This window comes from Xanthobacteraceae bacterium, assembly GCA_019454205.1.
GTDB lineage: Bacteria > Pseudomonadota > Alphaproteobacteria > Rhizobiales > Xanthobacteraceae.
Map to the genome: position 1 here is coordinate 1,256,967 of CP075369.1, position 23,508 is coordinate 1,280,474.

Here is a 23,508-nt window from a genome sequence, read left to right on the forward strand (position 1 = left end):
GGCATGAATATCGTATTCGTGTATTGGGGATACGAGAACGCAGGCAGCATGCTCGACCTGCGCGGTTATTCGCACGCCGCAGAGAAGATGGGTCACAAGGTTACGATCTACGGTCCGAACGAAGTGACCTATGCGCCAAATTACTCCAAAGATCTGCGCGAAGCCGACGCCGTGGTTTTCGTGGTCGAGTGGACCACCGACCTGCAATTTGGCGACCGGGTGGACTGGGCGCGGCTGATCGCCTCTGTGCCGCGTTCGCGTCGTGTAGTGATCGATTGCGACGGCGCGTATAACGAGCCGATCCGTCATCACGGCGACTATAATCACAAGAGCGAAGAGTCGAGCCAACGTTGGCTCGAGGTCTGCGACGGCATTGCCGACAAGATCTGCCAGCCGACCGTCAAGCCGCAGCGCAAGAACGTGCGTCCATTCCTGTTTCATATCTACGATCCGAGTTGGGAGTCGCCGCTCGAATTCTCGAACAAAGAATTCGACATGATTTATGTCGGCCATACCAAATTTCGCTGGCGCGGCATGTCACGCGTATTACGGGCGATCGAACCGGTGCGCAGCAAGGTGAAGCGGATAGGCCTGGTGGGCGAGGGCTGGGACAATCCGCCCGAATGGACCCAGTGGCACGAGATCAAGGCCGACTACGAAGTCGACCGAGAGTATCTGAAAAAGCTGAACGTGGAGCTGTTCCCGCCGATCCCGTACCGTGAAGTGACGGACACCATGAACAAGGCAGTGTTCAATCCGGTGATGTACCGGCCGCTGTTCGAAAAACTCGATTTTGTGACATGCCGCACTTACGAGACACCCGCCGCCGGCACCATCCCGGTTTTCGTTCTTGAGCCTGCATACATAAGAGAAGTGTACGGCGAGGCGGCGCTGGAACTCGTACTGCCGCAGGAGCATCCTGAAGATAAAATTTCGGACGTGCTGTCGCGTCCGGAGCACTATGCAGGTATCGTCCGCGACATTCGCGCCGATTTCGGCGTGCGCCACAGCCCGGAAGCGCGGCTGAAAGAATTGATCGGAATTATCGAGGCCTGAGCGGATGCACGCCATGCGCGAGCAGCAGCAGAATGTGAGCGTTGCATCCGGCACATCCCGCCGGATGCAGCTTCGCTATGGCTTCAACGAGATCGACGGCTGGTGGCATATGTCGTCCGGCCCGCATGCGAAGGAAATCCAGCGCCGCTTGCGGTTGATGGACACCAAGGTTGTCCGTGTCTTCGTATTTCATCCCTCGGTACCGGAACCCGCGAAGGACTGGCATAGCTTTGCGGCGACACTGCAAGGCGTGCTCGACATCGGCGCGGTGCCAATGGTCACCTTCGCGAAGTTCGCTCCGCCGTTCGATAACGAGCGTAACATCGACACCTTCGTCGCGCGTTGCGAGGAAATCGTATGGGGCTGCATCGAACAATGGGGCAGCGCGGTTAAAGACTGGTACTGGTGTATCTGGAACGAGCCGAACAATCTCATCATCGGCGGCGACGTCAGCTACGAGCAGTATCGGGAAATCTACCGGCGTGTCTCGGCGCGGATCCTTCCGCTGTTGCGTCCGCATCTGAATGGGGCTCAAGCTAAAATCGGCGGCCCTTCGATCGACGGCACGCATCGTCCATACTGGATGGACTGGATTTCGCGGCTGCTCGATGATTTCGGCGATGACGCGCTCGGCTTCGTTTCATGGCACCGCTATGGCGATTGGCGGCCAGCGGTCTCCAGCGAAAGTTTGAATATAGAACTCTGGGGCACGCCGGATTCTCCGAACTACGAAGCGTTCGAGCGTTTGCTGATGGCGCAGACGCCTGCATACGAGTCGCGCGCGCGTGGTGTCGCCCGTTTGCTCAGGGGCCGTTCGGTCGAGAATATCTGCGGCGAGCTGAATGCAATCTCGCATCACGAGAACTATTACACCCTCGGCCTGAACCAGAATGTTTTCGGTGCGGCGTACTACGCTTCGGCGCTCATCAACCTGCTGCGCGGTGGCGCACAACTTGAAATGCGCTGGACCGCGACAGGCCACAACGACGCTTATGGGCTGATAACGCTCGACGGCCAGCCGACACCGGCCTGCTTTGCCAAGCAGCTTTTCGTGCAATGTGTGCGGACCGGCGACTTCATTCGTTTTCCGGAGAACCGGGCTGGACCTGAAGTAGATGCGGTCGTTTCCGGCGAAGGCGAGAGGATAAGCGGTGTATTCGTCAATACTGCGCGCCAGCCGCTACGGCTTTCGCCTGCGCAATGGGACAGCGGGCTGGAAAAGTGCGCCACCGTGCTAAAACTGGATGGCAAGACCGGAGGGCGCGTGGTACGCGCGCCCTTCGATGGTACGCTGCTGATCGAAGGCTATGGTCTGGCAGCGGTCACCAACACGACGGATATTGTAATCGACTGACGCGGCTTTGCGCGCACGAACGTAGGGGTGCTTCTTTGGATAAGGCATTTGGCTGGGTTGGCGAAATCTTTCAGGCGCTGTTGCGGGTCATACCCTGGCTCGTCATCGTGCCTGCGACCCACGGCGGCATCGCGTTCGTTCACGGTCACCGGGTCAAGGAATGGAAGCCGGGGCTGCACATCTACTGGCCGGTCGTGACCACCTACAAGCTGATCGTGACGGTGCGGCAAACGCAACGTATCCAGTCGAAGGTCGTCATGACCAAGGACCTCAAGACCGTGACGGTCGGTGCGCTGGTCACCTATTATGTCGATGACGTCGTCTCCGCGATCGTGAAGATCGCCGATCTTCCGTCCGACATCATCGAGCGCTCGCAGGGCGCGGTTCTGGCGGTGGTCGCGGAAAGCACGATCGAAAGCATTCAGGCTGATCGCGTCGGGTTCAACAAGATGCTGACGGAGCGGGTAGGCGAAGTGCTGAACGGTTACGGCGTGCAGATCCTGCAAGCCTCGCTGACAGAGTTCGCGCCTTGCACGGCCTATGCGATCAATGGTCACGCTGCTCTTGGCAATTACTCGCTCTGGACCGGCTTCTGATTGTTGGCACGACGTTCGCATCTTTTTTCCGGACAGACGTAGAATCCGCTACAAAGAGATCGGGAATAAAGAGAGCGTGAGGCAATGGAGACCGTCGCTAAAATCGTCGCGGCCCACCGCAGCGGCAAGACCACCCCGGAACAGACGATTGCGCGTACCTTCGAGCGTATCCGCGCCTACGACGATCCGGCGCTGTTCATCTCTTTGGCCGGCGAGAAGCAGGCGCTGGCGCAGGCCCGCAAGCTGACGAAGGCGAAAGGCCGCAAGCTTCCGCTCTGGGGCGTGCCGGTCGCGGTAAAAGACAACATCGACGTCGAAGGACTGCCGACCACCGCCGCGTGCCCGGCCTATTCTTACATGCCGAAGCGCGATGCGACCGTGGTCGCCAAATTGCGCGCAGCGGGCGCAATCGTCATCGGCAAAACTAATCTCGACCAGTTTGCGACCGGCCTGGTAGGCGTGCGCTCGCCCTACGGCGTGCCGCGTAACCCGCATGATGCGGCGGTGATCCCCGGCGGTTCGAGTTCGGGTTCAGCGGTTGCGGTGGCGGCCGGCATCGTACCGCTTTCGCTGGGCACCGATACCGCAGGCTCCGGCCGTGTTCCGGCAGGCCTGAACAACCTTGTCGGGATCAAGCCCAGTCTCGGTCTGATATCTGCGGCCGGCGTAGTGCCCGCGTGCCGTTCGCTTGATTGCGTCTCGATCTTCGCGTTGACCGTGGAAGATGCGTGGAGCGCGCTCGGCGTGATGTCTGGCGAAGATCCGCTCGATGCCTATTCGCGCAAATTTGAACTCGGCAAACCGTCATCGCCGCGCAAGCGTCGCATCGGCGTTCCGCGCGAGATGGAGCGCCATTTCTTCGGCGACAAGCGTTCGGAGAAGGCGTTTACGGATTCGATCAGGCTCGCGAAGAAATCCGGCGCACAGATCGTAACCCTTGATTTCTCCCATCTGCTCGAAGCGGCTCGGTTGCTTTACGAGGGTCCGTGGGTCGCAGAGCGTACCGCCGCGGTCGGCGATTTCATCGACAGGAATCCCGATAAAATCTTCCCCGTGACCAAGCAGATCGTCGATACCGGAAAGAGCAAGAATGCGGTCGATGCCTTCCGCGCGTTCTACCGGATGCAGGAAATCCGTGCGCTGACCCGCAAGACCTTTGCGGAGGCCGATTTCCTGATGGTCCCGACGGTGCCTGCGGTCTACACCGTCGCGCAGTTGCAGGCTGATCCGGTGCAGTTGAACTCCAATCTCGGCACCTACACCAACTTCGTGAACCTGCTCGATCTCGCGGGCATCGCTGTGCCGTCCGTGCTCGCGGATAACGGTTACCCTTATGGCGTGACCTTCCTCGCGCCCGCGGGCAGCGACGCGAAGCTCGCAGGTTTCGCGCGCGGCTTCCATAAGCACGCGAACCTGCCGCTCGGCGCGAGCGCGGCGAAATAACGATCAGAGCGAGCGCAGGTACGCGGCGTATTCGTCGTACACCGTCATGATGTGTTCGCGCATTGCCTTCGTGGCGGCAGGGGCGTTGGCGCGCAGGATCGCGGTCACGACGCGGTCGTGTTCCTCGTGTGATTTCGAGAGACGCCCCAGATTGCGGAACTGCGCGCGCCGGAACGGCGAGACGCGAATGCGGGTCGCAATCGTGATCTCGGCGAGATAGGCGTTGTGCGCGCCTGAATAAACCGAGCCATGAAAATTCTGGTTGATTTCGTGATAGCGCTGCGGGTCGCCGCTCTGGATCAATTGGCGCAATTCTTCGTGCGTGGCTTCGATGGCGGCGCGCTCCTGCCGCGTCATGCGCTCGGCCGCATAGCCTGCGCAAAGTCCTTCCAGCTCGGCCATCGTTTCGAACATGCCGATCAGGTTTTCATGGCTCGGCCGCGCGACGACTGCCGCGCGGTGCGGTGGCGCCTCGACCAGTCCGCTGGCCGCAAGCTGGCGGATCGCTTCGCGTACCGGCGTGCGCGATACGCTGAAGCGCCGTGCGATTGCAGTCTCGTCGAGGGAGGATCCGGGTGCGATCACGCCGCGCACGATCTCGTCGGCGAGTATCTGGCGCAGCTCGTCAGCGCGCGTGAGCCGGACCGGAGCATCCGCCCCGCGGCCTTCGAGAATAGTTCGCGCTTCCGTCACCATGCCCCGACTCAAACCGGCTTATCCATCAGGCTGACATGCGCTGCGACGACTTTCCAGCCTGCCGGCGTTCGCATCCATGTCTGGCTTTGCCGCCCGATCTTGGTGCCGCCGTCGCGGATGAACAGCGTGTTGGCGGTGGCGAAGTCGTTGCCATAGGTCGTGATCTGCGTGCGCTCCAGCTTGCGCGCGAGATTGAGCGGCGAACGTCCCGCGCGGAACGATTTGATCTCGGCATAGCCGTATAGGTTCTCCGTCACGCCGTAGCGGATGGTGTGCGGGTCGTTCCAGAACAGTTCGTCGAGTACGGCGACATCGTTGGAGACCAGCGCCTTCTCATAGCGCTCGAAAACCGCAGTTACTTCTGCCAGCACGTTGCCGTCGTTGATCTTCATGGGGTTGCAACCTTGCTGACGCAGACGCCGGAACGCTCCAGCGCATAGGCGGCGCGCAGGGCGAGGTCCTCGCGCCATGGCGGGGCGATGATCTGCACGCCAATCGGCAGGCCGTCATCGAGCCAGACGGGTACTGCGGCAACCGGCAGCCCTACGAACGAGATCGGCTGCGTATAGAGACCGATGTTCGGACGCACCAGCAATTCCTGCCCATCAAGCGTGAACTTCTTCTGCCCGATCTTAGGCGCGCGTGTCGGCGTGGCGGGGGCAATCAGCAGGTCGTAGCGCTCGAACATCTCCCGCACTTGCGCCTGAAAGTGACGGCGGACTTTTTGCGCATGAATGGTCCACGCTGCCGGGATCAGCGCGCCGCCAAGTAGCCGGTCACGTACGTCGGGATCGAAGTCGGCTGCCCGCTCGCGCAGGCGGGGCAGGTGAAGTGCCGCACCTTCGGCCGCTGTGATGAGATAGGCGGAAGCGCGCGCGACAGTGGCATCCTTCAGTTCCACCGTTTCGGTGGCCGAGAGCGCCTGCGCAACCTTGTCGGCGGCGGCAAAGGCGTCGGCTTCGCCCATTTTCGCGAAATATCCGCCGAGCTTTGCAATGCGCAGCCCCTTGATGCCCTGCGCAAGCTCGCCAGCGGCAGGCTCTACGGGACGCTGCGCGCAGACAGGGTCTTCGCGGTCCGGCCCCTGCATGGCGTCGTAGGACAGCGCGAGGTCCATCGCGGAACGCGCCAGCGGCCCGAGATGGTCGAGGCTGCCAACGAACGGAAACGAACGCGCACGCGACAGGCGGCCATAGGTCGGCTTCAGGCCGAACAGGCCGCAGAAGGAGCTGGGAACGCGGATGGAGCCGTTGGTGTCGGAGCCGAGCGTCAGTGGCACCAGTCCGGCCGCGACCGCGCCGCCGGAGCCGCTCGACGAACCGCCGGTCATGTAATCGGGGTTGTGCGGATTGCGCGCGGCGCCGTCGTGCGCGTTCTCGCCCGTGAAATCGTAGGCGTACTCGCCCATGTTGAGCGCACCGACCAGCACCGCGCCCTGCGCTTCAAGGCGCTCGATCAGGGGGGAGTCGAGTCGCGCCGGTTCGCGCTCGCGGTTGATCTTCGAGCCGGCGCGCGTCGGGATTCCGCGCACGTCGAAAAGGTTCTTCACCGCGAACGGAACGCCCGCGAGCGGCAGCCTGTCGCTATGCGCGACGCGCTTGTCGATGCGGGCGGCGGTTTCGTGCGCGCGGGCTGCCAGCACGTCGGTAAAGGCGTTGGTGGTCTTGTCTATGGACTCGATACGCTTCAGCGCGGCCGCGACAACTTCGCCAGCACTCGTTTTCTTTGCGAGTACGGCGGCGGCGATCTCTGCTGCGCTGGAAGTTTCGTATTTCATGGACGGAACACCGGAGCGGGTTCGGCGTCATCCTCGACCGGAAAGGCGAGCACGAGTTTCGCGGCATTCTCGGTGGCGGCAAGGTGCAGGCGCACGCCTTCGCGGTAAGGTGGATCGATCGCGAGGCCGCACAACGCCGCTCCGGCATCGATAAAAGCATCGAGTTCGGCCGGGTTCGAGGGAAGCGACGGCAGCGGGTCTTTCGGTTTCGATGTCATTGGACTGCATCCGTCTTACATGGGCGGATGCGGAATGGCCGTGAGGAGTTCGCGCGTGTATTCGGCTTTCGGGGCGCCGAGCACTTCTTCTGCCGTTCCTTCCTCGACGATCTTGCCGGTACGCATCACGATCACCCGGTCGCACAGGAGCCGTACTACGTTCAGGTCGTGCGAAACGAAAAGATAGCTCATGCCGAGCGTATCCTTCAGGTCCTGCAGCAGATTCAGGACGACCGCCTGCACGGAAACGTCGAGCGCTGCAGTCGGCTCGTCGAGGATGACCAGTTCGGGGTTGAGCGCAATCGCGCGCGCGATGCCGACGCGCGCTTTCTGCCCGCCGGATAGCTGGTGCGGAAAGCGATCAAGCAGGTTGAGGGGCAGGCCCACGAGCTTCGCCAGTTCCTCGCATCGCGCACGCAGCGCGTCGCGGCCCTTGATGCCGCCAAGGCGCATGATGGGATCGGCGATGGCCCGAATCGCGGTGAAACGCGGGTTCAGGCTGTCGGTCGGGTCCTGAAACACCATCTGGATACGCTTGCGTTGCGGCAGGGTCGCGAACTTCGCGGCGGGAATGGAGCCGATGTCTTCGCCGTCGAAGAAAATGTCGCCGGAAGTCTTGTCGATCAGCCGCATTACGATGGTGGAGGTCGTCGACTTGCCGCAACCGGACTCGCCGACCAGGCCCACACTCTCGCCGCGGCCGACCTCGAACGAAATTCCGTCTACGGCGCGAAAAATGGATTCGGCGTGTGCGGGCTTCCCGAACAATTCGCCGATGGTCTTCGACGCGCCTTGCCGCGGGTATTCTTTCACGAGATTCTTCACCGAAAGCAGCGGCGGCCCGGAGCGGTCGATCTCGATTTTCGGCATGGCTGCCGCAGGAGAAAGCTCGGCATCTTCTGGCAGCAATCCGCGCAGCGTGCCGCCGACACGCGGCGTCGCTTTCATCAGCTTCTTCGTATAGGCGTGGGAAGGTGACTTGAAGATTTCGGAGGAAAGCGCCGTCTCAACGATCTTGCCTTTCTCCATCACGACGACACGGTCGCAATAGGCAGCGGCGAGGCCGAGGTCGTGCGTGATCAGGATCGTGGACATGCCGCGCGCCTTGGTCAGCTCGACCACGAGGTCCATCACGGATTTCTGCGTGGTCACGTCGAGGCCCGTGGTCGGCTCGTCCGCGATGAGCAGGCGCGGCTGGCAAGCAAGCGCGAGCGCGATCACGATGCGCTGGCACATGCCGCCCGAAAGTTCGAACGGATAGGCGTGATAGCGTTCTTCAGGCCGGGCGATGCGCACCTGCTTCAGCATCTCGATCGCTTTTTCCTTCAGGTCGCGGCCGTCGGCCCGCACATGCTGGCGCAATACGTCCTCGATCTGGCGGCCGACCTTGCGGATCGGGTTTAGCGCAGCGCGTGGGTTCTGGAAGATCATGGACATTTCGCGGCCACGCAGGTCGCGCATCACATCTTCCCGCGCGTTCTTGATGTCGATGCCGGAAAACATCACCGAGCCGGTCGCGATCTTTCCGGCGCGGTCGAGAATGCGCATGACCGCATAAGAAGTGACCGACTTGCCTGAACCGGATTCCCCGACGATGCCGAGGGTTTCGCCCTTGCCGAGCGAGATATTCACGTTCTCGACTGCGCGGACGATGCCGCGCCGGGTCGCGAACTGAACCGTGACGTCCTTGATTTCGAGGAGATTGCTTTCGCTCATCGTGCTCTCCTCAGGTGCGGCGTTGCGGGTCTACGATATCGCGCAGGCCATCGCCGAGCAGGTTGAAGCAGAACACGGCCAGCATAAGGGCAAGGCCGGGGAATACTGCAGGCCACCATTGCCCGGAGTAAATGTATTCCGCGCCGTCCGCGATCATGATGCCCCATTCAGGCGTCGGTGGGCGCACGCCCAGCCCGATGAACGAAAGGCCGGCGGCGTTCAACACGGCGTAACCCATGGTGAGCGACATCTGCACCACCATGATCGGCATGACGTTCGGCAGGATCTGGGCGAAGAGGATGCGCCATTCGCTGTTTCCGGAGAGGCGGGCGGCCTGTACGAATCCAGCTTCGCGGCGCACGGCTGCTTCGGCCCGCGCGATGCGTGCATAGAGCGGATAATTGATGATCGCGGTCGCGATCACGATGTTGGTAACGGTATTTCCCAGAGCTGCGACAATACCCATTGCCAGCACGAACAGCGGGAACGCCATGATCATATCGGCAAGACGGCTAACGACGGTATCGATCCAGCCGCCGAAATAACCGGCTGCGATTCCGGAAATGCCGCCGAGAGCGAAGACGAGCGCAACCGATGTCACGGCAATCATCATGTCGAGGCGCGTTGCAACCAGCACGCGGCTGAAAATATCACGTCCCAAATGGTCGGTGCCGAACCAGTGCGCCCAGGACGGTGGTTGCAGGCGCATCGCAGTGTTGCTGGCCGAGGGATCGAAAGGCGCGAGCGACGGACCAAACACCGCGCAAACCAAGAGCATCAGAAACAGCAGGAACGCGAACGCAGTAATCGGGTTTCCGGAAATGACGTATCGCGCATGCTTCAATGCCGCGCGAAGCCCGACCGCTGGCGGCCCATCCTGCATCGGCGCGGCAGGCGGCAGCAGCAGGGCGCTGGGAACCTGCGATGCGGAGGAAACGGCGGAAACTTGGGAGTGAAAGTTCATGCCGCCACCCGCACGCGCGGATCGATCACGCCGTAGAGAATGTCGATCAGCAGGTTTAGGAGAACGTACATGACCGCCATCACCAGTACGAAACCCTGTACCGGGGCGAAGTCCGAAACCAGCAAGGCATCGACCGCGTAGGAACCGATGCCGGGCCATGCGAACACGCGCTCGACCAGCACGTTCGCGCCGAGCAGGAAAGAGAACACCATGCCGAGCGTCGTGATGACCGGGAGCAGCGCGTTCCTGAACGCATAGGTGCCGATCACCTTGCGCTTGCTGAGGCCGCTCGCCCGCGCAGTACGCACGAAATCCGACGAGAGCACCGAGAGCATCGAGGCACGGGTGATACGGGTGATTGGTGCGAGCGAGAAGATCGCGAGCGTGGCGGCGGGCAACAACAATTGCTTGAGCGACGCCATGAATACTTCGCCGTTGCGCTCGATCAGGCTGTCGATCAGGTAAAAACCCGTGACGTGCGCAGGAGCGGAGTAGATGATGTCGAGCCGTCCGTTCGGCGCGGGCGAAAGCCCCCAGCGGAAGTAGAAGAAGTAGGACAAAAGCAGGCCGGTGAAGAACACGGGCAGCGAGACGCCCGCGGTCGCGATAATGCGCGCCGCGTGATCCACGAACGAGCCTTCCTTCACTGCGGCGAATACGCCGAGCGGTATGGCAATCGACATCGAGATCAGGAGCGCGAATAGCGTGAGTTCGGCTGAGGCGGGCAGGCGCGTGATGAGATCGCGCGTTACCGGCTGGCCAGTGGAAAGTGCCTGTCCGAGGTCGCCGCGCGAGAGATCGGCAAGGTAGCGCACGAATTGTTCGGGCTTCGATTTGTCCAGTCCGAGTTTGACACGGACTTCCTGAATCGCCTGTTCGGTGGCGGCAGGGCCGGCGAAATAGGCTGCCGTGTCGCCGGGCAGGAGGCGCGTCAGCGCAAACGAAATCACGATCACCGCTGCGATACTGAACAGCGTGATGCCGAGACGGTTGGCGATGCGCAGCAGCATGACAGGCTCCGGATGGGAAATCCGGGCGGCAGCGTGACCGCCGCCCGGTTTCGGTTACGCCTTGGCGAGGTTGCGATAGTCGAGACGGCGGTGGAACCAATACTGGTATCCACTGACATTCTTCTGCATCGCCACGTTCGAGTACGGCTGGAACAGCGGAATACGCGGCACGTCGGCGAAGGCGAGATCGACGAAGCCTTTCACGTTCTTCTCGTATTCGGCCTGGTTGCCGTTCGAGGCGGCGGCGCCTGCGCCGTCGATGAACGCATCCATCTGCTTGTTCTGGTAGCTCATCGTGTTGAAGATGGAATTCTTGCCGTGGTAGCACCAGATGAAGAAGTATTCCGGGTAATCGAGCCAGCCCGAAAATACGTTGGTGTAAAGCGGCAGCACCTTCTTGTTCAGTTCGGTACGCCAGTTCGCGCCCGGCACCTTGTTGATCGTGGTCTTGATGCCGATTTGCGCAAGGCTTTCCTGAATCAGCAGGCAGGTCGGCTCGTTGACGCCCGCGAAGTTGAGGTCGAAGGAAAGCGTCGTCTCAAAGCCGTTTTCGTAACCGGCTTCGGCCATCAGCTTTTTCGCCTTCGCGATGTCGGTGTTGTATTTGTGCGCCTGCGGCCATGCGACTTCGGTCGGCTTGTTGGCTGGCGCGCCATAGACCTTGCCTGCCAGCTTGTAGAGCACCGCATCGACGATCTTCTCGTAAGGCACCGCATAGGCGACGGCCTGGCGCACCTTCACGTTGTCGAACGGCGGCTTGGTCACGTTCATGCCGAGGTACTGCACGCCGTTGGAGAACGGCGTGGACACGATGTTAAGCTTGCCCGCGTCCTTCAGTTCGACGAAATCCTTGTTCGGCAATTCGTAGGAGATGTCGGCATCGCCGCGTTCCAGCAGCGCGCGGCGGTTACCGGCGGAAGGAACGATGCGCCACACGATGCGCTTGGTCTTGGGAAGCGGTCCGAGCTTGTAGTTCTCGTTGCGCTCGAAAATCACTTCGCTGCCTGGAGTCCATTTTGCGACGTTGTACGGGCCGCCGCCTGCGATCGTCTGCTTGGTGTAGTTGAGACCCCACGGATCCTTCTCGTCGGCATTCTTCTTGACGAGTTCCGAGTGCATAACCACCGGCACCACGACTGCGAGATCGGGGATGGTGAGGCGATCCTTGCGAAGGAAGTCGACGCGGACAGTGTGGTCGTCGACCACGACAAACTGTTCGGGCTTCTCCAGCGAACCGGCGCGCATCTGGAAGGTCGGAAAGCCGCCGACGGAAACTGCGCGGTCCAGCGACCACTTCACGTCCTTCGCGGTGATGGGCGTGCCGTCGTGGAAGGTGGCATCCTTGCGCAATTTGAAGGTTGCCGACATGTCGCCGATCTTCATGTCCTCGGCGAGTTCCGGCTTGAACTTGTCCTTGTCGTAGTACTCGACGCCGTTCGGCAGCTTTTTCATTTCGTGGCTGATGAGGCGGCTATAGCAATTCCACGCCACTTCGTAGCCCGGCACGTTGGTGCCGACGCCGTGGATGTCGATATTGTTGGGACCGCCTTCGGAAACGATGAGCAGCGTTTCCGCGCGCGATTGCGCCTTGGCGGGAGAAAATACAGCCGGTGCGGTCAGCGCCGTCGAAGCCGCCAGTGCACCGGCCGACTTCAGGAAGTCACGTCGTTTCATGGAAATCCCTCCGAACCCGTTGCGACAGGGATTGCGAAGGACGTGCCAACCGGAACTGGCTACCGTGTTTACGGAAATAACAAAGCATTATCAATGGAATAGCGGAGTTACTGAAAGCGATAGGCATATTTAGGGACTGCATACAATCCGGCTGAATTGCATACAATTAGCGTATGGAAGCCTAGAAAATAGGCGGCCCGTTCCTGCGTGATGCTTCTTTTGGCTGCCTATAGCTGCCAAGCGCCAAGAAACAGAATGGCGGTTAGAACGCCCATCGCGACGCTGGCGCGGTCCCGGATCGCGAACAGGATCGGGTCGTCGTCGAGCCGGTTACGCACGGCGAGCAGCCAGATGCGCCCCAGCCACAGGAAGAAAATGAACGGCATGCCCCACAGCAGCGCCGGAGAGGAATACAGGCCCTCGATGAAGGCTTCCTCGATCAGGTAGACCACCATCAGCAGCACCGCGCCGACCGCCGCGGCCGAACCGATGCCGAGCAACAGCGGCGCGTCGCCGGCCAAATAGCCGCGTCCCTCGACAACCTGCTTGCCGAGTATCCCGACGCGATGCACTTCGACGTAACGCTTCGCCAGCGACAGCGACGTGAAGATGAACATGCCGAAGGCGAGCAGCCACGGCGAGGCGGTGACGCCTGCCAGCTCGATCCCGAACCACAGCCGGAAGGTCACGAGCGTTGCCAGCGTCAGTACGTCGGCGATGGGCAGCCGTTTCAGGCCGAGCGAGTAGGCCGCGCTGATCAGGCCGTAAGCCAGCAGCAGCAATGCGGACTCGCGGTCGATCTGCGCAGCGATGGCGAGCGCGAGGAAAAGGCCCGCCGTCGCAAAGGCCAGCGCCGTAACCGGGTGCAGGTCGCCGCGCGCAATCGGGCGGCGGCATTTCGACCAGTGCAGGCGGTCCGCCGAGAGGTCGCGCAGGTCGTTGAGGATATAGGTCGCGGAAGCGAACACGCCGAACGCGACGAAGCCGATGAAGCAGTGCCACCACGCCTCAAAGCTGGTCAGCTTGCCGCCGAGCGCGAGCGGAACGAAGATCAGGAGGTTCTTCGCCCATTGATGCAGCCGCATCGACTCGATGAGCGCGACAACGGTGCCGCGCCGCGCAACTACGCTTTCCATTGGATTGCTGATCGGACCGTCTCCCCAGTCGTGTCCGCTGCGCGGTCATTCGTATCGTCGCATTATCGCAAGGATTCTTTTCCCGTCACGACAAAATCGCGCGATGATTCAAGTTTTATCGGCTCCAACTTTGAACAAATGTTCATTTTTGCAAGGCAGCAAGGCGGCTTTGTCGTAAACGGGACGAAACGCTGCGCGGTTCCTGTGCATGGGATAAGGTGCGCGCGGAATTGCGGGGGTGGAACTGCGTGAAGAATTATCTGCTTGCCATCGATCAGGGCACCACTTCTTCCCGTGCGATTCTGTTCAGGCAGGACATGACCGTTGCCGCAATAGGGCAGCAGGAATTCGCGCAGCATTTCCCCGCATCCGGCTGGGTGGAGCATGAGCCGGAAGACCTGTTGCGCTCGACCTTCGCGGTTTGCCGCGAGGCGCTGACGAAAGCGGGCGTGAAAGCGGGCGAGGTCGCAGCCATCGGCATCACCAACCAGCGCGAAACCACGCTGGTCTGGGACCGCACCACCGGCCGCGCAATCCATCGCGCCATCGTCTGGCAGGACCGCCGCACTGCGGACATCTGCGAGCGGCTGAAAAAAGAGGGGCATGAGGCGGCGGTAACGGCAAAAACCGGCCTGCTGCTCGATCCGTATTTTTCGGGGACCAAGCTCGCCTGGATTCTCGACCACGTTCCCGGCGCACGTTCCCGTGCCGAGCGCGGCGAACTGGCGTTCGGAACCGTCGATTGTTTTCTCCTGTGGCATCTCACCGGCGGCGCGGTGCACGCAACCGATGCAACCAATGCGTCGCGGACGTTGCTGTTCGACATTCATCGCGGCGATTGGGACGATGGCCTGCTCGAACTGTTCGGCATCCCGCGCGCGGTGCTGCCGGAAGTGCGCGACTCCTCCGGCGACTTTGGCTCCACGACGGCTTCGCTGTTCGATGGTTCGATCGCGGTGCGCGGCATTGCTGGCGACCAGCAGGCCGCGACGGTCGGGCAGGCGTGTTTCAATCCCGGCATGATGAAGGCGACCTACGGCACCGGCTGCTTCGCGTTGCTGAACACGGGCACGACGCCGGTCGCCTCAAAAAATCGCTTGCTCACCACCATCGCATATCAGTTGAACGGAAAGCGCACCTACGCGCTCGAAGGCTCGATCTTCATTGCCGGCGCGGCGGTGCAATGGTTGCGCGACGGGCTTGGCGTGGTGAAACACGCATCTGAAACCGGCCCGCTCGCGGAAGAGGCCGACCCGCAACAGGACGTCTATCTCGTTCCGGCTTTCGTGGGTCTCGGCGCACCGCACTGGAATTCGGAAGTACGTGGCGCGCTGTTCGGCCTTACACGCAATACCGGGCCGAAAGAGCTGGCGCGCGCTGCGCTGGAAAGTGTCTGCTACCAGACCGCCGACCTGCTCGAAGCCATGCAGGCCGACTGGCCGCAGGCAAAAAACGCGGCGACCGTGTTGCGCGTAGACGGCGGCATGGTCGCTTCCGACTGGACCATGCAGCGGCTCGCGGATTTGCTCGCGGCGCCGGTGGATCGTCCGGCAATCCTGGAAACGACGGCAATGGGTGCTGCGTACCTCGCGGGGCTTGCGGCAGGCTTGTTGCCGCAGCCGGAACAGTTCGGGGATTCATGGCGGCTGGAGCGGCGCTTCACGCCGCGCATGGACGCGGTTACACGCGAGCGAAAATTCGCGGGATGGAAAAAATCGGTGCGCAGCCTGTTGGGCTGAGCGACAAAAAAACGGGAGTGAAGTTTTCAAATGGAAATGCCGCGTAACAACTTCAAGCACGCCATCAAGGCCGGTAAATTGCAAATTGGCCTCTGGAGCAGCCTGTGCAGCAACATCGTGTCCGAGGTCATCGCCGACAGCGGCTTCGACTGGATCCTGCTCGATACCGAGCATGCGCCGAATGAATTGCCGAACGTCGTTTCGCAGCTGCAATCGGTGATGCGCGGAACTGCCACGCCGATCGTGCGCCCGGCATGGAACGATACGGTGCTGCTCAAGCGCTATCTCGATGCGGGCGCTCCCGCGGTGCTGCTGCCCTTCGTGCAGAATGCGGAAGAAGCGAAAGCGGCGGTGGCCGCCACGCGCTATCCGCCACGCGGCATTCGCGGCATCACCACCAGCGGCCGCGCCAGCCGCTTCGGCCGCGTGAAGGATTATCTGAAGAACGCCGACAGCGAGATTTGCGTGCTAGTGCAGGCGGAAACGAAAGAGGCGCTCGGCAATCTCGAAGCCATCGCTGCGGTGGATGGCGTGGATGGAATCTTCATCGGCCCCGCCGATCTCTCCGCATCCTTCGGTCACATCGGCAATCCGCAACACCCGGAAGTGCAGCAGGCAATTCAGGATACCGCTGTGCGGTTGAAGAAGGCCGGCAAGCCGGCGGGTATTCTAACCTCGAACGAGGATGAAGCGCGCCGTTACATCGAATGGGGGTACACCTTCGTTGCGGTCGGCTCGGACCTCGGTATTCTCACGCGCGGCGCCGACACGCTGGCGGCGAAGTTCAAAAAATAACACGCGGACAATTCGCGGCAGTATCGGAGGAAACGGATGGGCGCGCAGGGCAGGCTGCAAGGCAAACGTGCGATCGTGACCGGCGCAGGCAGCGGCATTGGCCGCGCCGCTGCGCAGATTTTTGCTGCCGAAGGTGCAAGCGTACTCGCGGTGGACAAGACCAAAGACGCCGTCGAGGAAACCGCCGCGCTCGCAAGCAAGGCGGGAGGAAAAGTGATTGCGCTTGCCGCCGACGCAGGCGACGAAGCGGAAGTTAAGAAATACGTAGATCTCGCCGTCGGCGAGTTCGGCGGAGTCGATGTGATGTTCGCGAATGCGGGTATCAGCGGCGGGCTGGTGCCGTTGCACGAACAGACCGTCGACATGTGGAAGGAAATTCTCCGCGTGAACCTGATCGGTCCTTTCCTTGCGGTACGGACCGTAATGCCGCTGATGGTGAAGCAGGGCAGCGGCTCGATCATCTGCACGGCATCGGTTGCGGCGCTGCGGGCGAATGCAGGCGGCCATCCTTATTCGGCGAGCAAGGCGGGTGTGATCAGTCTGGTGCAGACCACCGCGAGCACGTTGAGCGGCAGCGGTGTCCGCATCAATGCGATTTGCCCCGGCCTGATCGAAACCGGCATGACCAAGCCGATCTTCGATTACGCAAAGCAGCGCGGCACCACCGGCAAGCTCGGCCAGATCAATCCGATGCAGCGTCACGGCCTGCCGGAAGAAATCGCGAAGGCGGCGTTGTTCCTCGCCAGCGACGACGCTTCGTATGTAAACGGGCAGGCAATCCCGGTGGATGGCGGGCTTTCCAGCACGCATCCTTTCGTGGGCAAGCTGCGCGTGTAACTCAGGCGAGCTTTGCCAGTCCTGCTTCCAGATCGGTGATCAGGTCGTCCGTATCTTCGAGGCCGATGTGAATGCGCACGCCGTGTCCGCCCGGATTCCATTTCGTCGCCGTGCGGTATGCCGCGCAGTCGAACGGGATGATGAGGCTCTCGAACCCGCCCCAGCTATAGCCCATGCCGAACAGACTCAATTCGTCGAAGAAGGCGGCGAGCTTTTCTTTTGGCTGCGGTTTCAGGATGAACGAAAACAATCCGCATGCGCCGGTGAAGTCGCGCTTCCAGATCGCGTGACCGGGGTCGCTTTCGAGCGCGGGGTGCAATACGCGCAGCACTTCCGGCCGCGATTGTAGCCAGCGCGCGACCTTCAGCCCGGACTGCATATGACGTTCCAGCCGCACCGCCATCGTGCGCATGCCGCGCAATGCGAGATATACGTCTTCCGGTCCGGGGTTGATGCCGAGATTGCCGTGCGTATCGAGCACCTTCCGGAAATAATCCTTATTCGCGGAGATCGTGCCGAGATTGATGTCGGAGTGGCCGCCGAGATATTTGGTGCCTGCTTGAATCGAAATATCGACGCCGAAAGCATGCGGTCGGAAATAAAGCTGCGTCGCCCATGTATTGTCGATCAGCGTGACAAGGCCGCGCGTCTTGCAGGCCGCGACAATGGCGGGAACATCCTGCATCTCGAAGCTCTGCGAGCCGGGCGCTTCGAGAAACACTGCGCGCGTATTCGGCTTGAACAATGAAGTTATATCGCCACCGATCATCGGGTCGTAATAGGTCACCTCGACGCCGTAGCGTGACAGCACCTTGTCGCTGAAAACGCGCGTCGGGTTATAGGCGCTGTCGGTGATCAGCACATGATCGCCTGCATTGGTCACGGACAGGAGCGCGGTGCTGATGGCGGAGAGTCCGGAAGGCGTCAGTACCACGCCTTCGCCGCCTTCGAGTTCCTTGAGCGAACTCGCCAGCGCATCGGTGGTGGGCGTACCGCGGCGACCGTAAGTGTAGCGTCCCCGATGTGCGATCAGGTCGTCGTAGGTTTCGTAGAGGACCGTAGAACCACGGAATAGCGGCGTGTTGACGAAGCCGTCATACTCGAAGGGCGAGCGGCCTGCGAGCACGAGAGAAGTCGCCGGCTTGAAGCCGCCGCGGCGGGATTGCTTGCTCATCCTGTCCCCATAAAACCTTGACCGGACTTGTTTTTTGGCTTGTGATGACGGTTCTGACAAGCTGCAAAATCTGGGTCCGGGCCTTGCATGTTTTGCAACCCCGGAAATCTAACGGTCTTTAAGGAGTAGCGCGATGAAGCGTTTTGGCGTTGCCGGTTCGGTATTGCTCGCAACCCTCATGGCTGCAACCGCGGCGGGAGCGGGAACGCTGGACGATGTGAAAGCGCGCGGCGTGCTTCATTGCGGCGTCAGCGGCGGCCTGATCGGATTCTCGCAGCCGGACGACAAGGGCAACTGGCTTGGCCTCGACGTGGATTTCTGCCGCGCGCTCGCGGCCGCGATCTTCGACGATCCGTCCAAGGTGAAATTCCTTCCGCTTACCGCGAAAGACCGCTTTACCGCATTGCAGTCGGGCGAAGTCGATCTGCTGTCGCGCAACACCACTTGGACCAGCTCGCGCGATACGCAACTCGGCTTCAACTTCGCGGGCGTTATTTATTACGACGCGCAGGCCTTTATGGTGCGCAAATCCGCAAAGATTTCTTCTGCATTGGAATTGTCGAACACCACGGTCTGCACGCAGACCGGCACCACCAACCAGCTCAACATGGCCGACTACTTCCGCTCCAACAACATGAAGTACGAAGGGGTGGTGTTCAACACCGCCGACGAAGTGATCAAGGCATACGAGAGCGGCCGCTGCGACGTGTTCACCACCGATCTCTCGCAGGTCTATGCCGAACGTCTCAAGCTCTCGAAACCCGACGACCATGTCATCCTGCCGGAACTGATTTCGAAGGAGCCGCTCGGCCCGGTCGTGCGCCACGGCGACGACCAGTGGTTCGATGTCGTGAAGTGGACGCTGTTCGCGCTCATCAATGCCGAGGAGTACGATATCAGCCAGAAGAATCTCGATCAGCGCCTGAAGTCGGATCGCCCGGACGTGAAACGCATCCTCGGCGTCGAAGGCAACTACGGCCAGCAACTCGGCCTGACCAATGATTGGGTCGCGCGCATCGTGAAGCACGTCGGCAACTACGGCGAAATCTTTGATCGCAATGTCGGCGCCAACTCTCGCCTCAAGATCGAGCGCGGCCTGAACAACCTCTATACCAAGGGCGGGATCCAGTACGCGCCGCCGATCCGCTAGCGGCGCGCATCGCGGCGGCACGTAAGCGATGCTCTCCCATCCGCGCATCCGCTCTGCGCTGATCCAGATACTTCTGCTCGCGGTTCTCGCCGTCACGGCGTGGTACATCTACCAGACCACGCGGGCGAACATCATACAGCAGCGTATCGCGACCGGTTTCGATTTCTTCTGGGTCGAGGCGGGGTTCTCGATAAACCAGGCGCTGATCCCGTATTCGGAAGCAAGCAATTACTTCCGCGCGTTTCTGGTCGGGCTGCTGAACACGCTGCTCGTTTCGGCGTTAGGTCTGGTGTTCGCGACAGCCGTCGGTTTCGCGGTCGGCATCGGGCGGCTGTCTTCCAACTGGGTCATTGCACGAGTTTGCGGCACCTATGTCGAAGTGGTGCGCAATCTGCCGCTGCTGTTCCAGATCGTGTTCTGGTATCTCGTAATGATCGCGGTGCTGCCAGCGCCTCGCGAGAGCGTAAGCGTATTCGGGGAAGCGTTCATCAACCGGCGTGGCTTCTTCTTCCCGAAGCCGATTTTCTCCGAGGGTGCCGGCACCTTTTTGCTGGCCGTTCTTGCGGCGTTGTTTGTCGCATGGGTGGCTGGATATTTCGCACGCAGGCGGCGCGTTGCGACGGGAAGAAGTGCAACGGTCTGGCCGTTGCAGATGCTTGCCCTTATCGGCATCCCGCTGGCCGCATGGCTCGCGCTCGGCATGACAGTGAGCGTCGAACATCCCGTGTTGAAGGGCATGAACTTCACCGGCGGCCTGCAACTCATCCCGGAGTTCGTCGCGCTGTTGTTCGCGCTTTCGACCTACACCGCCGCGTTTATCGCGGAGATCGTGCGCGCGGGGATTCTTGCGGTAAGGCGCGGGCAGAGCGAAGCGGCCTTGGCGCTCGGTCTTTCGCGCAGGCAGTCGCTGCGGCTGGTCGTGGTGCCGCAGGCGCTGCGCGTGATCGTGCCGCCGCTGACCAGCCAGTATCTGAATCTCATCAAGAACTCTTCGCTCGCAGTCGCCATCGGCTATCCCGATCTGGTGAGCGTGTTCGCGGGCACGACGCTGACCAATCGTGGGCAGGCCATTGAGATCATCGCGATCACCATGCTGGTCTATCTCGCGATCTCGCTGATCGTGTCGTTTGCGATGAACCTCTATAACCGCCGCATTGCGCTGACCGGACAGGGAGCGCGCGCATGAGCGGATATGTGCGCACGCAAACGGCTGCGCCGCTGCCTCCGCCACAAGGTAGTACGACGCAGCAATGGGTTGCGGGACATCTGTTCGGCAATATCTTCAACGCCGCGCTGACAATTCTCGCGGCCGCGGCTTTTGCGTACATTCTGTTTCTGCTGTCGCGTTTTCTGGTTTTCAACGCGGTCTGGAGCGGCACGGACCGCGACGCTTGCAAGGACGTGCTGAACGGCGCGTGCTGGCCCTATGTGCAGGCCAAGTTCGGACAGTTCATCTACGGATTTTATCCGCACGCGGAGCGGTGGCGTCCGAACCTCGTATTCGTCGTTGGTGCGCTGTTGCTCGCGCCCTTGCTCGTTCCCTCCGCGCCGTGGAAACGGCTGAATGCGCTTTTGTTCTTCGGTGTCTACCCGTTGCTGGGCTTCATCCTGCTGACTGGTGGCAATATCGACTTGCAGCGCTTTCTCCTGGGGCGCTTCGTTGCATTGCCGGAGCTGCCGGCGGCGTTCGGCCTTCGCGCGAACTTCTGGCTTGATTATGCGATTTCCTCCGCGCTGCTGACGGCCACGATTGCGCTGGTCGCACGCATACTCGGCACGCCGTTTTCGTTTTCCTTCAAGGTGCTGCCGCTTTGTTTTCTTGTGCTGGCGTTACTGCTCGCGCCGCTGGATGCTGATTTCGGGTTGCGTTGGGTGGATACGCGTGAGTGGGGCGGCCTTCTCGTCACGCTGGTAGTTGCCGTCACGGGCATTGTTGCCGCGCTACCCATAGGTGTCCTGCTCGCGCTTGGTCGCCGCTCGGAAATGTTTCTGGTGCGCTGGCTCAGCATCATCTTCATCGAATTCTGGCGCGGCGTGCCGCTGATTACCGTGCTGTTCTTCGCGACCTACATGCTGCCGTTGTTTCTGCCGGGCGGGGCGTCCATCGAACGGCTGGTGCGCGCGTTGATCGGCGTCGCGCTGTTCTCCGGCGCGTATATGGCGGAAGTCGTGCGCGGCGGATTGCAGGCGGTCGCGCGCGAACAATACGAGGGCGCTGCTGCGCTCGGTTTCGGATACTGGAAGACGATGAGCCTTGTCGTGCTGCCGCAGGCGCTGACGCATGTCATCCCCGGAATCGTCAACAACTTCATCGGCCTGTTCAAGGATACGACGCTCGTGCAGATCGTGGCGATCCTCGATCTGCTCGGACAAATCCGCGCTTCGTTCGCGGACCCCAACTGGGCGTCGCCGACTACACTTTATACCGGCTTTGCTTTCGCCGGGATCATCTACTTCGTATTCTGCTTCGGCATGTCGCGCTATTCGCAATTTCTGGAGCGGCGCGCTGGCAGCAGCGTGTTGCGCAGGGAGGCGGAGTTGCGATGAGCGGCATGGAGGCGGGCGCACATCACGTCGCGGTGGAGATGGCTGCCGTCAACAAGTGGTTCGGCACGTTTCATGTGCTGCGCGACATCAACCTTACCGTGAAGCGCGGCGAGCGCATCGTGATTTGCGGTCCGTCCGGCTCCGGCAAATCCACATTGATCCGCTGCATCAACCGCCTCGAGGAGCATCAGCAGGGACGCATCGTGGTCGACGGGATCGAGTTGACATCTGATCTCCGCAGCATCGACGCGGTGCGCGCCGATGTCGGCATGGTGTTCCAGCAGTTCAACCTGTTCCCCCATCTTACGGTGCTGGAGAACTGCACGCTGGCGCAAATCTGGGTGCGCCGCCGCCCGAAAGCCGAGGCGGAGGAAATCGCGCTGCAATTCCTGAAGCGCGTGCGCATTCCGGAACAGGCGAACAAATATCCGGCGCAGCTATCGGGCGGTCAGCAGCAGCGCGTCGCAATTGCCCGCGCGCTCTGCATGAACCCGAAGATCATGCTGTTCGACGAACCGACTTCGGCGCTTGACCCGGAGATGATCAAGGAAGTGCTCGATACCATCCGCAATCTCGCCGAGGACGGCATGACCATGCTGGTCGTCTCGCATGAAATGGGATTCGCACGGCAGGTCGCCGACCGTATCGTATTCATGGACGACGGGCAGATCGTGGAAGTGAACGAGCCGGAAGCGTTCTTCAACAATCCGCAGCATGAGCGGACGAAGCTGTTTCTCTCGCAGATCTTGCCTTGAGCGTCTTACAGCGCGCCGATCGGGATTTTGAGGTAGGAGCGCCCGTCGCTTTCCGGCGGCGGCAGCCGGCCGCCGCGAATGTTCACCTGTAGCGCGTGCAGGATCAGTTTCGGAAGCGGCAGCGTCTTGTCGCGCGCTTCGCGCAGCCTGACGTAATCTTCCTTCGAGCGCCCGCCGCCGACATGCTTGTTGGATTTCTTCTGCTCCGCGACCGTCGACTCCCATCGCGGTTCGCGGCCATCCGGCATGTAATCGTGGCCAGTGAACAGGCGCGTGGCATCGGGCAGCGCGAGGATTTGCCGGATTGAATCGTAGAGCCGCGCTGCGCTGCCGCCGGGAAAATCGCAGCGCGCAGTGCCGTAGTCGGGCTGGAACAGCGTGTCGTGGACGAAGGCCGCGTCGCCGATCACATAGGTGATCGAACAAAGCGTGTGGCCGGGTGAGAGCAACACGCGCGCATCGAGCGAACCAACCCTGAAAGTTTCACCTTCGGCGAACAGCTTGTCCCATTGCGAACCGTCAGCGGGAAAATCGGGAAGGTTGTAGATTTTCTTCCAGAGTTTCTGCACCTCGACGATGCGCCCGCCGATGGCGGTCGGCGCACCGAGTTTGTCTTTCAGGTATACGGCCGCCGAAAAATGGTCCGCATGCGGATGCGTGTCGAGAATCCATTCGACCGTCAGACCGCGTCTTTCAATTTCGACGAGAAGCGCATCGGCGCTCTCGTACGAAACGCGTCCCGCTTTCTCGTCGTAGTCGAGCACTGGGTCAATGATGGCGGCACGCTTTGTCGTTGGATCTTCGGCCAGATAAACGATGGAGAAGGTCGGCTCGTGAAAGAATCCAGTGACGACGGGGTTGCCGGGCATCT

At 61.3% G+C, this 23,508-nt stretch carries 22 protein-coding genes; 11 read left to right on the top strand and 11 right to left on the bottom strand.

From position 1 onward, the window contains the following. The first annotated feature begins 3 nt into the window (after window positions 1-3). From KF794_06185 to atzF, 4 genes are all read left to right on the top strand, one after another. Window positions 4-1,056 carry a hypothetical protein gene (locus KF794_06185; GenBank protein QYK46265.1) on the top strand — a complete coding sequence of 351 codons (1,053 nt, stop codon included), beginning with the start codon at window positions 4-6 and terminating at the stop codon, window positions 1,054-1,056. Between the two features lie 13 nt (window positions 1,057-1,069). After that, entirely contained in the window at window positions 1,070-2,410 is a 1,341-nt protein-coding gene (locus KF794_06190; protein QYK46266.1) for a hypothetical protein, read from the top strand. Window positions 2,411-2,445: 35 nt separating this feature from the next. After that, a complete protein-coding gene (locus KF794_06195; GenBank protein QYK46267.1) occupies window positions 2,446-3,006 on the top strand; it encodes an SPFH domain-containing protein in 561 nt (186 codons plus the stop codon). 84 nt (window positions 3,007-3,090) lie between these two features. Beyond that, window positions 3,091-4,449 (top strand): allophanate hydrolase, encoded by a 1,359-nt coding sequence (gene atzF / locus KF794_06200; protein ID QYK46268.1) that lies wholly within the window; start codon window positions 3,091-3,093, stop codon window positions 4,447-4,449. Between the two features lie 3 nt (window positions 4,450-4,452). Here atzF and KF794_06205 read toward each other — a convergent pair whose 3' ends face one another. The 9 genes from KF794_06205 to KF794_06245 all read right to left on the bottom strand — a co-directional run bounded on the left by KF794_06205 (window position 4,453) and on the right by KF794_06245 (window position 13,640). Further along, on the bottom strand, window positions 4,453-5,145 hold the full coding sequence (locus KF794_06205) for a GntR family transcriptional regulator (protein ID QYK46615.1): 693 nt from the start codon (window positions 5,143-5,145) through the stop codon (window positions 4,453-4,455). Between the two features lie 8 nt (window positions 5,146-5,153). Then, the gene (hpxZ, locus tag KF794_06210; protein ID QYK46269.1) at window positions 5,154-5,537 is read right to left on the bottom strand and encodes an oxalurate catabolism protein HpxZ; all 384 of its coding nucleotides are present in this window, start codon (window positions 5,535-5,537) and stop codon (window positions 5,154-5,156) included. Further along, window positions 5,534-6,922, bottom strand: a complete 1,389-nt coding sequence (locus tag KF794_06215) for an AtzE family amidohydrolase (protein QYK46270.1) — start codon at window positions 6,920-6,922, stop codon at window positions 5,534-5,536. Before KF794_06215 ends, hpxZ begins: the two co-directional genes overlap by 4 nt. Then, entirely contained in the window at window positions 6,919-7,140 is a 222-nt protein-coding gene (locus KF794_06220) for a DUF4089 domain-containing protein (protein ID QYK46271.1), read from the bottom strand. The genes KF794_06215 and KF794_06220 overlap by 4 nt, the downstream gene beginning before the upstream one ends. A gap of 15 nt (window positions 7,141-7,155) precedes the next feature. Next, window positions 7,156-8,856, bottom strand: coding sequence for an ABC transporter ATP-binding protein (locus KF794_06225; GenBank protein ID QYK46272.1), 1,701 nt, complete (start codon window positions 8,854-8,856; stop codon window positions 7,156-7,158). Between the two features lie 10 nt (window positions 8,857-8,866). Continuing rightward, window positions 8,867-9,739: an ABC transporter permease gene (locus KF794_06230; protein QYK46616.1), complete on the bottom strand. Its 873-nt coding sequence runs from the start codon at window positions 9,737-9,739 to the stop codon at window positions 8,867-8,869. 77 nt (window positions 9,740-9,816) lie between these two features. After that, a complete protein-coding gene (locus KF794_06235; GenBank protein ID QYK46273.1) occupies window positions 9,817-10,830 on the bottom strand; it encodes an ABC transporter permease in 1,014 nt (337 codons plus the stop codon). A 54-nt stretch (window positions 10,831-10,884) separates the two neighbouring features. Then, window positions 10,885-12,504, bottom strand: coding sequence for an ABC transporter substrate-binding protein (locus tag KF794_06240; protein ID QYK46274.1), 1,620 nt, complete (start codon window positions 12,502-12,504; stop codon window positions 10,885-10,887). Window positions 12,505-12,731: 227 nt separating this feature from the next. Beyond that, window positions 12,732-13,640, bottom strand: coding sequence for a UbiA family prenyltransferase (locus tag KF794_06245; GenBank protein ID QYK46275.1), 909 nt, complete (start codon window positions 13,638-13,640; stop codon window positions 12,732-12,734). A gap of 248 nt (window positions 13,641-13,888) precedes the next feature. Between KF794_06245 and glpK the strand changes: the two genes are divergently transcribed. The 3 genes from glpK to KF794_06260 are packed head-to-tail and all read left to right on the top strand — an operon-like array spanning window position 13,889 to window position 17,011. Beyond that, window positions 13,889-15,379 (top strand): glycerol kinase GlpK, encoded by a 1,491-nt coding sequence (gene glpK, locus KF794_06250; protein ID QYK46276.1) that lies wholly within the window; start codon window positions 13,889-13,891, stop codon window positions 15,377-15,379. A gap of 30 nt (window positions 15,380-15,409) precedes the next feature. Beyond that, window positions 15,410-16,174, top strand: coding sequence for an HpcH/HpaI aldolase/citrate lyase family protein (locus KF794_06255; protein ID QYK46277.1), 765 nt, complete (start codon window positions 15,410-15,412; stop codon window positions 16,172-16,174). Window positions 16,175-16,210: 36 nt separating this feature from the next. Further along, on the top strand, window positions 16,211-17,011 hold the full coding sequence (locus KF794_06260) for an SDR family oxidoreductase (protein ID QYK46278.1): 801 nt from the start codon (window positions 16,211-16,213) through the stop codon (window positions 17,009-17,011). A 1-nt stretch (window position 17,012) separates the two neighbouring features. Here KF794_06260 and metC read toward each other — a convergent pair whose 3' ends face one another. After that, window positions 17,013-18,185, bottom strand: coding sequence for a cystathionine beta-lyase (gene metC / locus KF794_06265; GenBank protein ID QYK46279.1), 1,173 nt, complete (start codon window positions 18,183-18,185; stop codon window positions 17,013-17,015). A 133-nt stretch (window positions 18,186-18,318) separates the two neighbouring features. Here metC and KF794_06270 point away from each other — a divergent pair, with 133 nt between their 5' ends. From KF794_06270 to KF794_06285, 4 genes are read left to right on the top strand one after another with little or no spacing between them, the layout of a single operon-like run. Next, a complete protein-coding gene (locus KF794_06270) occupies window positions 18,319-19,335 on the top strand; it encodes an amino acid ABC transporter substrate-binding protein (protein ID QYK46280.1) in 1,017 nt (338 codons plus the stop codon). Window positions 19,336-19,363: 28 nt separating this feature from the next. After that, on the top strand, window positions 19,364-20,521 hold the full coding sequence (locus KF794_06275) for an ABC transporter permease subunit (protein ID QYK46281.1): 1,158 nt from the start codon (window positions 19,364-19,366) through the stop codon (window positions 20,519-20,521). Further along, window positions 20,518-21,882, top strand: a complete 1,365-nt coding sequence (locus KF794_06280; protein ID QYK46282.1) for an amino acid ABC transporter permease — start codon at window positions 20,518-20,520, stop codon at window positions 21,880-21,882. The genes KF794_06275 and KF794_06280 overlap by 4 nt, the downstream gene beginning before the upstream one ends. Before the next feature lie 5 nt (window positions 21,883-21,887). Beyond that, complete coding sequence (locus KF794_06285; GenBank protein ID QYK46617.1) at window positions 21,888-22,637, top strand: amino acid ABC transporter ATP-binding protein; 750 nt, start codon at window positions 21,888-21,890, stop codon at window positions 22,635-22,637. A gap of 5 nt (window positions 22,638-22,642) precedes the next feature. Here KF794_06285 and KF794_06290 read toward each other — a convergent pair whose 3' ends face one another. Then, window positions 22,643-23,506 carry an MBL fold metallo-hydrolase gene (locus KF794_06290; GenBank protein QYK46618.1) on the bottom strand — a complete coding sequence of 288 codons (864 nt, stop codon included), beginning with the start codon at window positions 23,504-23,506 and terminating at the stop codon, window positions 22,643-22,645. Between the last annotated feature and the right edge of the window lie 2 nt (window positions 23,507-23,508).